This is a genomic window from Brucella sp. NBRC 12950 (assembly GCF_030268145.1).
Taxonomy (GTDB): Bacteria; Pseudomonadota; Alphaproteobacteria; order Rhizobiales; family Rhizobiaceae; genus Brucella.
Genome location: NZ_BSQC01000020.1, coordinates 82,715 through 96,132, shown reverse-complemented (window position 1 = coordinate 96,132; position 13,418 = coordinate 82,715). Strand labels below are relative to the sequence as shown.

Here is a 13,418-nt window from a genome sequence, read left to right as displayed (position 1 = left end):
CATCTCCAGGCAGCATCGCGGTTGCAAAGAAGATCGTAAACGCAACAATCAAAAGCGTAACGACCGCAACAACAAGGCGCTTGGCAACAAGGTTCAACAATGGTGACTTTATGGTCATGCGCGGCCCAATTCTCGGGTGAAACAGCCAGTTTGGGCAAAACAAATGTTCTGCCCAAACCACAAAAGCAGGATTACATGACCAAAGGTCAGGCTTCCAGCCAAGCGTGCTCGGCAAAGGTATACCCCATCATGCCGCCAAGCGGATTTGGCTCAAGACCATTCAGTTTCGGCGAAATCACGTCAACATTAGACATGAATACCGGAATGACCGTACCAGCCTCGTTGGATACCATGGCCTGCATTTCGCCATAGATCTCCTTGCGCTTTGCTTCGTCCAGCGAACCCCGTGCCTCAAGCAACATGGCGTCGAACTTGCTCGATTTATACTGGCTTTCATTCCAAGGGGCGTCAGTCTTATAGAGCAGCGAGAACAAGATATCAGGTGTCGGACGCGCATTAATGTTGCCGTAATGGACTGGATCCTTCAGCCAGTGGTTCGACCAATAACCATCAGACGGAACCCTATCAATGGTAATCTTCTGCCCGATAGTCGATGCAGCCTGCTGAAGAACCATCGCATAATCGAGCGACGAAGATGCTGCTTCCGCGGCAGTGATGCGAATTTCCTGATTGAGCATCCCGGCCTTTTCAAGCAGTGACTTTGCCCGCTCAGGATCAAATTCCCTCTGCTTGAGTTCTGCGTTGTGATATTTACTTGTCGTAGGAACCGGATGATCGTTTGCGATTTCCGCAAGACCACGAAGAACCGATTTCTGAATAACCTCACGATTGGTAAGATATTTTAGCGCCTCGGCAACACCAGCCTTATCACCCGGTGTGAGATCAAGACGAACATTGAGGTTCGTGTAAGTGCCAAGCTTTGAAATGAAAAGTTTTGCCGCTGGGTTATTTTCTAGAACGCGCAACGAGCGCGGATTGAGATTGGCACCAAGATGAATATCGCCCGATAAGACGGCGTTCATACGCGCGCTTTCATCGGAGATTGCAAAGAACTCAAAGGAGTCGAGGTGTGGGCCGCTGTTCTTCCAGTAGCTCTCGTTGCGAGCAGCGATCGAGCGGACACCCGGCTGGAACTCCTTGCAAACGAATGGTCCCGTACCATTGCCCTTGGAAAAATCCGTAGTTCCATTCGCGACGATCATGAAATGATGCATCGCGAGAATCGTTGGCAGATCGGCATTTGGATTTTCGAGCGTAATCTCAGCCGTCGTGTCATCGATTTTCTTGACACCGGTAATCTGCTTGGCAATCGCATTTACCTTCGAACCAACGGCTGGATCAAGATGACGGTTCAGCGAAAAAACGATGTCGTCTGCCGTTAGGGATTTGCCATCATGAAACGTCACACCTTTGCGTAGCTTGACGATCCAGACCTTCGCATCAGAGCTTTCGACGCTCTCAGCCAATTCCATTTCGGTCTCACCCTGACCATTCAGGAAGGTCAAACGGTTATAGAATGCGCAGCAACGCACATAGTCGGTAGCGTTGGAGGCTTTGGCAGGATCAAGTGTATCAGCGGTGGACGCACTAAAACCAGCCGCCTTGATGAAACCGCCCTTAACTGGGGTAGCAGCATATGCAGCTGTCGCGCGGCCAAGAACCGTCGCGCCGGCTGCGGCAGCCACGCCGCCCATAAGCATCATCTGCAACAATTCGCGTCGGGTTGCCCCACGGCGAATTGCATTTTCAATCATCCGATCGTCGGAAGAAGTCCAGTTGGTTATCTTCTCGCTCATGGCAGTTCCCCTTGTAAAATTACGTCAGGTGCGTCGGTTTATAGTCACCGATTTCACCGTGGTTTCAGAAATTCAGTCGTAAACAACACCTCGTTGCAATGTGAGCCGAGCCAGGCGTAGAGAAAGCGATTGAACCCAATGGGTGCAGGGTATTTAATTCGATATCCCAATTAATCCGATGGATTTGCCTTTAGTCCTCACCTTTGGCAGCTTTGATAGTGTGTTACGGAGAAGCACGTAAATTGCGCTGAATTGATGAAGAGCAGCAGCATAATATTGCGAATCTCATAGCTTTACGAAATTCCGAAGCGCAACAGGGCTGCTGCTCGTCAAATTCATCCTTTCATAGCGATACGGACATCCTCATCAGCCAACGTTTGATCGAGGGTCTTGCGCGTGCGCTCGATGATCGCGTCTATATCTTCATCAGTGCAACAAAGAGGTGGCGCATAGCCAAGAACACCATTTGCAAACGCCCGGATTACCAGACCATTATCCCAGGCGCGGTCGAAAATACGGCGCGCAGGATCAGCAGCGGCTGGAAGCGGCGTCTTGTTTTCCTTGTCAACGACCAGCTCAATCGCCGCCAACATACCGCGTCCACGTACATCACCAACCAATGGATGGTCAGCCAGCGACTGCAGTCCCGCCATAAGACGCTTTCCAGCCTTGCGGCCATTTTCGAGCAGCCCATTTTCATAAAGCCGCAGGCATTCTAGGCCAACTGCCGCACTAACGGGATGTGCAGAATAGGTATAGCCGTGGCCAACCGCCGACTTGCCTGCGCCATCGGCAATCGTGTTGTAGACATGGTCAGACATAAACACAGCACCCATCGGCACATAGCCCGATGTCAGACCTTTGGCAGTCGTGATGAAATCCGGTACAACATCATCCTCAGCACAAGCAAACAGAGGGCCCGTGCGTCCGAAGCCGGTGATCACTTCATCGGCGATGAACAGTACGTCATACTCCTTACAGAGCGCATGCATTGCCTTGAGCCAACCCGCCGGCGGAACAAGCACCCCGCCAGAACCCTGAATAGGTTCGACGTAGAATGCAGCGACACGTTCTGCCCCGAGTTCTTCAATCTTCCCGCGAAGCGCTGCAACCGACGCATCGATGATTAATTGCGGATCCGAGCCCACCGGATTGCGATAAGCATAATGTGATGGAATTTTATGCTGCCAGTCATAAGGCACACCAAAGCCCGCATGAAATGCCGGTAGTGCTGTCAAACCGGAACCTGCGGTCGAAGAGCCATGATAGCCATATTCGACCGAAATGAACTGATCCTTCTGTGGTGTACCTTTGGCATGATAATAATAGCGAATGAACCGGATTGTACTGTCAATCGCATCGGAGCCGCCCAGCGTGAAATAAACGTGATTAAGGTCGCCTGGGGCGCGGTCTGCGAGTTCGGCGGCGAGGCGGATGGCGGGCTCTGAACCCAAGCCGAAATACCCAGTCGCGTATGGGAGCTCCTGCAATTGCTTGGTAGCCGCCTCAACGATACTGTTCTGACCGTAGCCTACGTTTACACACCAAAGACCTGCAAACCCGTCAAGTAGTTTATGGCCGCTTGCGTCAGTTACAGTCGCGCCTTTGCCCGACTTTAACACTCGAACCCCCGCCGCTTCGTGACTGCGGAACGATGAAACCGGATGCACCAGATGGGCGCGATCAAGTTCGATCAGCGAATTGCTCAGCATTTTATTCTCCAGATCAACCTAAAGCCTGATTTACAAGCGCATATGTGCGATACTCGCTATCGCGTCGTTCTACTTTAAGATGCAGGTCGCGGCGCATTGTGATCCCGCCCCCAACATGGACGAGCCCACGTTCTGTGAGCCAGTTGCCCAAATTCGTTGTGACGTTTGAATCAACACGAATAAACTTGCCGGCATTCTGCGCGAGCAGAAAATCAATCAATGAGCGTGCATCATTATCGGTTTTTGCGACGACCGGACCAATGACTTGTCCCCGACCAAACTCACGAATACCCGCAAATGCCATAATCTGTTCGCCATTCCGAATAACAGCAAAAGACGCAGCCTCATTAAGAAGCTGCATAAGCGCGCCCCTATCATGGCCAGTGGCATGATGATCCAGCGAAACCAACTGGGGCAAATCGCAAGCACTCGCCCAATCCACATTTTGTGGAGCTTCAACCTCTGCAACCACGCCCTGATGCTGTATTATTTCACCATTTGCGACAAAACCAAGCTTTTCATAAAGAGGCAGACCATCCTGCGTTGCAACAAGCAGGCAGGTGCGGCCGGTAGCAGCATCAAGTGCCGCCTGCATTAATTTGCGACCAACGCCACGCCCGCGCATGGTTTCGTCAACAATTACCATGTTGATGGTTGCAATATCATCACCCAATGGCGTCGCCATAGCGGTACCAACAACAGCCCCGTCCTCAAGAGCAACGACGCCTTTACTTAACGCGAGCACCAATGCCCAATCATCTCGCCGATGAGGCCAACCTGCCTGTTTCGACAATACAATGGCGCCATCAAGATGATCCGGCGTCATCGTTTCAAATGTGATTTGCGAAGTGGTCATCCTGTCTCTATCCGGCAAGGTTCTTCTTGTCTTCAAATTAGATTGACGCGCACAGCAGTTCCTCCCGACCAACATACAAATGCGACGCGTTTACACTTTCCTGCCGCGCTTTAGCCGCATCTTATGCCGCGGGACACTCCTGACCGACCCCAAATAATCATATAACGGGTCGTGAAAGCGCGCCAAACATCACGGTTCGCGCAACTCTCTGCCAAAGCTCTGGCCAGATACGAAACAATCTGCTTCGCACGTATATGAATGCAGTGATTAGTCTATTCTGCGCTCATTATGATGTAAGGCAATGGCACAGCAGTGCCTGCAAGCCTCAGAAGGAACAATTCATGGCCCAGTTCAGACCAAAATACATCACCTTCGATTGCTACGGAACACTGACCAACTTTCAGATGGCAGAAGCTGCATGCGATCTTTATAGCGAACAGCTTAATGATGAGCAGATGCAACAGTTTATCAACAATTTTGCAGCCTATCGTCTGGATGAAATTCTCGGAGACTGGAAGCCATATAATGAAGTCGTTCACAACGCGATCGAACGCACCTGCAAGAAGAACAATGTAGCCTTCAGGCCCGAAGACGCGCGCACAGTATATGAACGCGTGCCAAGTTGGGGTCCCCATGCGGATGTGCCGGCGGGTCTCGCTAAGGTGGCCAAAGAAATTCCGCTTGTTATTCTCTCGAACGCTATGAACGAGCAAATTCACCACAATGTTGATAAGCTGGGCGCACCATTCCACGCTGTTTACACAGCTCAGCAGGCGCATGCTTATAAGCCTCGTTTCAAGGCATTCGAGTATATGCTCGATCAGCTCAACGCCAATCCGGAAGACATTCTGCACGTCTCATCGTCGTTCCGCTACGATCTGATGTCGGCGCATGATCTCGGGATCAAGAACAAAGTATGGGTTAATCGAGGTCACGAGCCTGCAAATCCCTATTACGGCTATACCGAAATCAAAGATATTTCCGGTCTGGCCGGTGTCGTTGGACTGTAGTTCGTCGTTTGACGTGCATCCCGAAAAACGTTCTACGACTTTCGGGATGCACCTTTTCAGGACCAATCAAGATGCAATTCAAGCCTTATTGGCACGATACAACGCCCCCTTTCACCGCTTCGATAAAGAACCAGCCGGAAGGGCATTATGATGTCGTCATCATCGGCGGTGGTTTTACGGGGCTCTCAGCAGCATTGCATCTTGCCAAAGCGGGCAGCAATGTTGCGGTTTTTGAAACGGGGCTTGTTGGATCAGGCGCATCAGGCCGCAACGGGGGGCATCTCAACAACGGTCTTGCCCACAGTTTCGTCGCAGCAAAACAGCACCTTGGTCCGGAAAGGGCTAAAGCGCTCTATAAAGCCTTCGACAGTTCTGTTGATACAATCGAACGTATAGTCACTGAAGAAAATATTGACTGTTCTTTCAGGCGCGCGGGCAAGCTAAAGTTAGCTTCAAAACCTTCACATTTCGAAGGGTTGAAGCGCAACTTTGAAGCAATCCATGCCGAAGTTGATCCCGACACGGCCTTACTGCGCCGTGATCAACTTTCAGGGGAAGTCGGATCAGATCATTTTCATGGTGCGATGCTTTCCAAGAAAAGCGCCATGATGCATATGGGTCGCTACGTGACTGGTTTGGCTGCAGCTGCAGCGCGGCACGGTGCCAGCATATTTGAGAATACAACAGTTCACGAACGAACAAAAATCGGCACCATCCATCAGATCGTTACCTCGCGCGGGAAAGTTACCGCCGACACTGTCATTTTGGCAACAGGTGCATATACGACAAACAGTTTCTCCTATTTTCGCAAGCGTATCATCCCGGTAGGCAGTTTCATCATTGCCACCCGACCACTGACACACAACGAGATCGCTGCCACAATGCCTGGCAATCGCACCTATGTGACGTCGATGAATATCGGAAATTATTTCCGCCTTGCCCCCGACGACCGCATGATTTTTGGCGGCCGCGCGCGTTTTTCAACCACATCGGATCAGCGATCCGATAACAAAAGCGGTTCCATTTTACGCGAAAGTCTCGTTAAGATTTTTCCCCATATGGCCAATGTCGAGATCGATTATTGTTGGGGTGGACTGGTCGACATGACACAGGATCGCTATCCCCGCGCAGGGTTCGCGGACGGCATCTGGTACGCAATGGGCTATTCGGGACACGGCGCTCAAATGTCAACGCAGATGGGAATCTATCTAGCAGATGCAATTCTGGGACGCGGGGACAAAAACCCATTTTCCGGCTTGGAATGGCCAACTATTCCGGGCTACTCCGGTAAACCATGGTTTTTGCCGCTTGTCGGATTTTATTACAAAATGCTCGATAAGTTCCAGTAAATTGAGATACAAAAAAGGGCGGCCCGACCGCCCTTTTGATTTTGCTCAAAGTCCACCGACATGCAGAGCTTTCACTTCCAGATATTCATCTATGCCCATTTTGGAGCCTTCGCGGCCAAGCCCCGACTGCTTGACACCGCCAAACGGTGCAACCTCCGTCGAGATGAGGCCGGTATTAAGGCCGATCATGCCGAATTCCAGTGCCTCCGCAACACGCCATGACCGCTTCAGATTCTCCGTAAAGAAATATGCAGCGAGACCATATGGTGTTGCATTGGCTATGTCGATCGCTTCCTCTTCGGTCTCAAATCGGAACAGCGGCGCAACAGGTCCGAACGTTTCTTCCGTTGCAAGCAACATGTCAGTTGTAGCGTCACCTAAAACAATGGGACGGGCATATTGGCGGCCTTCGGGCATGCTTTCGCTTTGTGCAAGGATCTTTGCACCGCGCCCAAGCGCATCGCTCACATGGCGTTCAATCTTTTCAATCGCCGCATGATTGATCATAGGACCAATTGCCACCCCTTCATCAGTTCCAACACCCACTTTCATCTTCGCAACACGGGCTGAAAGTTTAAGAGCAAATGCTTCGTAAATTCCAGACTGAACCAGAATACGGTTCGAGCAGACGCAGGTCTGGCCGCCGTTACGGAATTTTGACGCTATAGCACCTTCCACTGCCTGGTCGACGTCAGCATCGTCAAACACAATGAACGGCGCATTGCCCCCGAGCTCAAGGCTCAAGCGCTTGATGCTGTCAGCGGCACCTTTCATAAGTAGCGAACCAACACGCGTTGATCCGGTAAAGGAAATCTTGCGAACAGTTTCATTCGCCATCAGTTCATTACCGATTTCTGTGGGCATGCCAGTGACAATATTTATCACGCCAGCCGGTATGCCTGCTCTCTCGGCCAGAACGCCGAGCGCCAGTGCCGAAAACGGCGTAAACTCTGAAGGTTTAATGACAACCGTGCATCCTGCAGCCAAGGCCGGAGCAACCTTGCGAGTGATCATCGCGTTGGGGAAATTCCACGGCGTAATAATCGCGCATACACCGACCGCCTCCTTGAGAACCAGAATACGACGGTCTGGCGTTGGCGAAGGAATGCTGCCCCCGTCGATGCGGCGTGCTTCTTCAGCAAACCATTTCACGAATGAAGCGCCATAACGGATCTCGCCTAATGCCTCATTGAGGGGTTTGCCCTGTTCCAATGTCAGTAGAAGGGCAAGATCTTGCTCGTGCTCTACCATCAGTGCAAACCAGCGTTCCAACAGCGCGGCGCGTTCGGCGTTGGGCTTCTTTACCCATAAGTTGAAAGCGTTTGCGGCGGCATCGATTGCCGCGCGAGTCTCTTTTCCGCCCATGTCAGGGATTGTCCCCAAACTGCCAAGGCTTGCTGGGTTGGTAACATCGACTGTTGCACCAGACGTTGCATCCTGCCAGACACCACCAATTAGACCCTGTTGGCGAAAAAGCGCCTGATCGTTCAACCTGTACATGAATACCTCTTTATGTCAGGGCCGTAAGCACGACTTGCGTAATCGCGTCCGTCTTGTCTTTACCAGCAACAGTTCCAATACCCTGAGCCGTTGCAGCTTCAATTGCCGTCATCACATCTTTTGCAGCTTGATGCTCACCAAGGTGATCAAGCATCATCGCACCAGACCAGATCGCAGCGATCGGATTGGCTATTCCAAGATGAGCGATGTCAGGTGCAGAGCCATGAACCGGCTCAAACATCGAAGGTGCTGTGCGATCTGGATTAATGTTGGCTGATGCCGCATATCCAAGTCCACCCTGAATAGCAGCTCCAAGATCGGTTAGAATGTCACCAAAGAGGTTTGATGCCACAATCACATCAAGGCTATCGGGTGCCATAACCATGCGCGCGGCCATAGCGTCGATATGATAATGCGAAACTTCTACGTCAGGATAATCCTGGGCGACTTGTTTGGTCACCTCGTCCCAGAAAACCATAGAATATTTCTGAGCGTTGGACTTGGTTACCGATGCCAGTTTCTTGCGGCGCGAACGGGCCTGCTCAAAACCAAAACGGATAATGCGCTCGACACCCGTACGGGTGAAAATCGCAGTTTCAACGGCCACTTCATCTTTTGTACCTGAGTGAACCCTTCCGCCAGCACCAGAATACTCGCCTTCCGTATTTTCACGGATGCAAAGGATGTCAAACCCGTCGGAGCGCAGTGGGCCCGTGACCCCAGGGAGCAAACGATGTGGGCGAATATTGGCATATTGCACAAACGCCTTGCGGATCGGTAGCAAAAGCCCGTGCAGCGACACCGAATCCGGTACTTCTGCAGGCCAGCCAACAGCACCAAGATAAATTGCATCAAACTGACGCAACGTTTCGATCCCGTCTGCGGGCATCATTGACCCGGTTTCATGATAGTACTCGCAGGACCACGGGAAGTTCGTCCCTTCCAGCGCAAAGCCATTACTCTTTGCGGCTTGTTGCAAAACCTCCCAGGTTGCGCTGGTCACATTTTTCCCGATGCCATCCCCCGGGATCAGGGCAATTGAATAGGTTGTCATTTTTCGTTCCCCTAAGAGCGCAACTCTTAAAAACTGAAGTTTTCGGAGTAAATGCGCGTTGAGACAAATATTTATAGGTCAATAAGCACGCTTTTGAATTTGCGATTTGCAAGATACGCATCACGACCAAGATCTTTGCCGATACCCGAACTTTTATATCCGCCGGTCGGTAAAATATGATCACGGGATCGACCATAGCGGTTTACCCAGATAGTGCCGGCCTGCAATGCTTTCGTAACGCGAATGGCTCGAGATAGATCGCGCGTAAATAAGCCTGCCGCCAATCCGTAAGTCGGATGATCCGCAAGCGCTAACGCCTCGCTCTCTTCTTTGAACGTCTGAATAGTCAGCACAGGCCCAAAAATTTCTTCGGTAACCGCCGGAGAACTCTCACTAACACCGCGAAGGAGAGTAGGTTCGTAGAAATATCCTTCACGATCCATCCGTTTCCCACCGACAACGCTTTCTGCTCCAAGGCCAACAGCTTTTTGCACTATCTCGTCAATACGACAAATCTGCCGCTCCGAAATAATCGGTGAGTATTGCGTGTTCTCGTCCCAAGTCGGACCAGGTTTAATATTGGCCATACGACGGGCGATTGCTTCGCTCAATGCATCGGCAATTTCCTCCGCAACAATCAGCCGCGAACCAGCAACGCATGCTTGTCCGGCGTTACTGAGAATGCCACGTGTGATTGCCGCGGCGGTCAACTCCAAGTCAGCATCCGCAAAGACCACCTGTGGGCTTTTTCCGCCGAGCTCCAGTGTCATCGGTTTAATACCGGAACGAGCAATATTCTCCATAATTGCCGCGCCCGCAGCTGTTGATCCGGTGAAACTGACCTTAGAAATATCAGGATGACCGGTAATCGCATTACCCGTGGTTGGGCCATCACCGAGCACAATGTTAATTAGACCTGCAGGGATCCCCGCTTTTACAGCAAGCTCCGCCATATAGAGCGTAGAAAATGGGGTAATCTCCGACGGCTTCAGGACGACGGCGTTACCCGCAGCCAATGCAGGCCCGAGCTTCCATCCAGACATAGATATTGGAAAATTCCAAGGTGTTATAGCACCGATTACGCCGTAAGGTTCACTCAGCGTCATTCCGAAGGTCGACGCGCTGGTTGGCACGACATCACTGCCTTCCTTGTCTGCAAACTCGGCAAAAAAGCGAATTTGCTCGGCGGTGACGGCTATATCGCCTTCAATAAGCTGCGCGATAGGACGAGTTGAGGAAACAGCCTCAAGACGCGCCAACCTCACAGCTTCTTGTTCCATCAGATCGGCCCAGCGATGCATAGCAGTCAAGCGCTCGCGCGGGCGGGCATCGGCCCATCCGCTGGATCGAAGGGCTGCTTTGGCCGTCTGTACTGCACGATCAACGAGATCGACGTTTGCGATTGGGCAATCACCATAGTTTTCGCCATCAGAAGGCCTCCGCATTTCAAGACCGCCTACCGCGTCAACACGCTCGCCACCGATATAGTGATAAAATGGAAGTTCAAGGGTTTCCGGATTGAAACTCAAAGTCATGGCGCACCTCGTATTTTTGTTGAGACGACTATAGAGCTGCACCCGCCGCATTTTTGATCGGGGATAGCTCATCTGGCGGTTTTCAATCCCGCCAGACAGACTTCGCCCAGTCAATTATTGCGGGATGCCAATTCTACTCGTAAACACAAACGTAGATTTTGCGGACTGTTTCGATCGTACGCCACACACCCACAAAACCTGGCTTCATCACAAAACTATCGCCAGCGCGATAAGTCTTGGTTTCTCCGTCTTTTTCCTCGATTTCGACAAGCCCGGAGAGTATGTGGCAGAATTCAAGCATTGTGCCCTTAATCGAATGGGTTTCACCCGGCGTCGCTTCCCACACACCAGTCAAGACCTTGTCGCCCTTCGAGGCATCCTGTGCCCAGGTCTTGAAAGACGGAGTTCCCGAGATGAGGCGATCCGGTGTTGGAAGCGCTTCTTTGGGTGCAAAATCTGGGTTCGGATCGATTGTGATCAGAAGTGTCATAACATTCCCTTTGAGTTAATAGCCCAGTGTTCGATCGATAAGACCGATCGGTTCTTCTCCAGCGCAGTGGCGCAGGATATTCTCGATGACGGATTTCGCTGCCGTGTGCGGTTGAGTGACCGATGCAATATGTGGTGTGATGAGCACCTTGGGGTGGGACCAGAGTGGATGACCTTGGGGAAGTGGCTCAGGATCAGTTACATCCAGCATGGCTGCAAAAAGCTGCCCACTATCGAGCGCTTCAATCAGCGCTTGGTGATCAAGCTGCGGTCCGCGGCCACAATGCAGCAGACGAGCCCCCTTGGGCAGCGCAGAAAAAAGCCTCGAATTTAACATTCCACGGGTTTGTTCTGTTAACGGCAAGAGCGTGACGAGGATATCCGTCTGCTCCAAGAAGCTTGTAAATTGCGCCTCGGAGTGGAAACATGTAACGCCTTCGATAGCCTTCTGACTGCGGCTCCATCCTGAAAGCGGAAACTGAAATGGCTTCAGACGTTCGATTGCGGCTTCAGCCAACATGCCGAGACCAAGAAAGCCTACGCTGCGTTCAGATGCCTGAGGTGTCGCAATCGCTGCCCAATGCCCGGTATTTTGCTGCTGGCGGTAGGCTATAGCTTCTCGATGCAGAGTAAGAACGCCAAGTGTGACATATTCCTGCATCATTCGAATGATGCCATCTTCCACCATGCGAACAAGTTTTACGCCTTCCGGCACAGTTCCCGGCTTGAACTGATCGACACCTGCACCAATCGAGAATAAGACTTCGAGATTGCGATAACGCGCAATATCGTCAGGAGCGACCCAGCTAATCAGGTAACGTATTTTGTCAGGATCGATATCATCGCCTGACATATAGAATTCGAGGTCAGGAAGCGATTTCGAAAAAGCTTCGCGGAATACAGCACCTCGCGCGGGATCGGAATTGAAAAGAAAGGCCATTAGGTCCAGTCGTCCATTCAGTTTGATGCGGTAAGTCGGGTACCGAGTTTTTCGATCATCGTTTGACAGGCATGCAACTCTGCAATCTCGATATATTCGTTCGGACGATGTGCCCGTCCTATTTCACCAGGACCGCAGATAATCGCATCTATGCCTGCTTGCTGATAAAGCCCGGCTTCGGTTCCATAGCTCACCGCGCCCTTGCACTCCTGCCCTGTCAACTCCACGAGTAACCCCGCAAGGTCGCTCGTCTCTGGGAGAGAAAGGGCGGGATATGCACTCAACTCATGCCAGTGAACTTCAAAGCCCTGGGCACGCAGTGATAACAATTCCTCCCGAACCGGTTCAAGCAATGCTACGGGCGAGCAACCTGATATAGCCCTCACTTCAACATCCGCGATGCACCGATCCGGAATAATATTGACGGCCTGCCCACCTGAAACAATGCCAAACTGTAACGACGAGTAAGGCGGTTCAAAACTGCTATCGAAGGGTCCAGATTCAAGCGTTCGAGCATAGATCGTCGCTTGTGCTATAACATTTGCCATCGCGTGGACAGCATTTAACCCCAGATCAGGGCGCGACGAATGGCCAGACCGACCAATGACTTCAAGGCGCGCTGCAGCTTTTCCTTTGTGCGCGCGCACCGCGCGCATTCCGCTCGGTTCGCCAATTATGGCACCAAGCGGCTTTGCACAAAGACCGGGAAGCGCTTCGAGTAAATGCGGCACTCCACGACAGCCTGCCTCTTCGTCATAGGAGAAAGCGAGATGCACCGGACGTTGCAATTCGCTGGATGCAAGCTTGGGAAGTGCGGCAAGCGCTGCAGCCAGGAAACCTTTCATGTCGGTGGTACCTCGCCCGTAAAGCTTAGTACCGCTCTTATGAAGTTTGAAAGGATCACTAAGCCAATCAGCCTCTCCAGCCGGCACAACATCCATATGCCCAGAGAGAATATAGCCCGGGACATTTTCGCGCGGGCCAACAGTTATGAATAGATTTGCCCTGTCACCTTCTGGGCCAGGCAACACGTCGACCCTTCCCCCATGAGCTTTTGCATAATCGCTGATCCAATCGACGATAGCGCTATTGGGCGTCCCTACAATTGAGGGAAAAGCGATCAAAGCAGTGAGAATATCTTCGACGTTCATTGTAA

At 51.7% G+C, this 13,418-nt stretch carries 11 protein-coding genes; 2 read left to right on the top strand and 9 right to left on the bottom strand.

What is annotated here, in order from left to right; genetic code table 11:
• Positions 1-206: 206 nt before the first annotated feature.
• From QSJ70_RS25055 to QSJ70_RS25045, 3 genes are all read right to left on the bottom strand, one after another.
• Positions 207-1,817, bottom strand: coding sequence for an ABC transporter substrate-binding protein (locus tag QSJ70_RS25055; protein WP_285540618.1), 1,611 nt, complete (start codon positions 1,815-1,817; stop codon positions 207-209).
• 335 nt (positions 1,818-2,152) lie between these two features.
• On the bottom strand, positions 2,153-3,529 hold the full coding sequence (locus QSJ70_RS25050; protein WP_215781540.1) for an aspartate aminotransferase family protein: 1,377 nt from the start codon (positions 3,527-3,529) through the stop codon (positions 2,153-2,155).
• Between the two features lie 13 nt (positions 3,530-3,542).
• Positions 3,543-4,385, bottom strand: a complete 843-nt coding sequence (locus QSJ70_RS25045) for a GNAT family N-acetyltransferase (RefSeq protein WP_285540616.1) — start codon at positions 4,383-4,385, stop codon at positions 3,543-3,545.
• 341 nt (positions 4,386-4,726) lie between these two features.
• Here QSJ70_RS25045 and QSJ70_RS25040 point away from each other — a divergent pair, with 341 nt between their 5' ends.
• Together QSJ70_RS25040 and QSJ70_RS25035 are read left to right on the top strand one after the other, a co-directional pair.
• Complete coding sequence (locus QSJ70_RS25040; RefSeq protein ID WP_285540614.1) at positions 4,727-5,395, top strand: haloacid dehalogenase type II; 669 nt, start codon at positions 4,727-4,729, stop codon at positions 5,393-5,395.
• A 71-nt stretch (positions 5,396-5,466) separates the two neighbouring features.
• On the top strand, positions 5,467-6,744 hold the full coding sequence (locus QSJ70_RS25035) for an NAD(P)/FAD-dependent oxidoreductase (protein ID WP_285540612.1): 1,278 nt from the start codon (positions 5,467-5,469) through the stop codon (positions 6,742-6,744).
• A 45-nt stretch (positions 6,745-6,789) separates the two neighbouring features.
• Here QSJ70_RS25035 and QSJ70_RS25030 read toward each other — a convergent pair whose 3' ends face one another.
• From QSJ70_RS25030 to argE, 6 genes are all read right to left on the bottom strand, one after another.
• Positions 6,790-8,244, bottom strand: coding sequence for an NAD-dependent succinate-semialdehyde dehydrogenase (locus QSJ70_RS25030; protein WP_215781534.1), 1,455 nt, complete (start codon positions 8,242-8,244; stop codon positions 6,790-6,792).
• A gap of 10 nt (positions 8,245-8,254) precedes the next feature.
• Positions 8,255-9,298 carry a tartrate dehydrogenase gene (locus tag QSJ70_RS25025; RefSeq protein ID WP_285540609.1) on the bottom strand — a complete coding sequence of 348 codons (1,044 nt, stop codon included), beginning with the start codon at positions 9,296-9,298 and terminating at the stop codon, positions 8,255-8,257.
• Positions 9,299-9,369: 71 nt separating this feature from the next.
• Complete coding sequence (locus QSJ70_RS25020) at positions 9,370-10,833, bottom strand: aldehyde dehydrogenase family protein (RefSeq protein WP_285540607.1); 1,464 nt, start codon at positions 10,831-10,833, stop codon at positions 9,370-9,372.
• Between the two features lie 133 nt (positions 10,834-10,966).
• Complete coding sequence (locus QSJ70_RS25015) at positions 10,967-11,323, bottom strand: cupin domain-containing protein (protein WP_285540606.1); 357 nt, start codon at positions 11,321-11,323, stop codon at positions 10,967-10,969.
• A gap of 15 nt (positions 11,324-11,338) precedes the next feature.
• Entirely contained in the window at positions 11,339-12,262 is a 924-nt protein-coding gene (locus QSJ70_RS25010) for a 2-hydroxyacid dehydrogenase (protein WP_285540604.1), read from the bottom strand.
• 17 nt (positions 12,263-12,279) lie between these two features.
• A complete protein-coding gene (gene argE / locus QSJ70_RS25005; RefSeq protein WP_285540602.1) occupies positions 12,280-13,413 on the bottom strand; it encodes an acetylornithine deacetylase in 1,134 nt (377 codons plus the stop codon).
• Between the last annotated feature and the right edge of the window lie 5 nt (positions 13,414-13,418).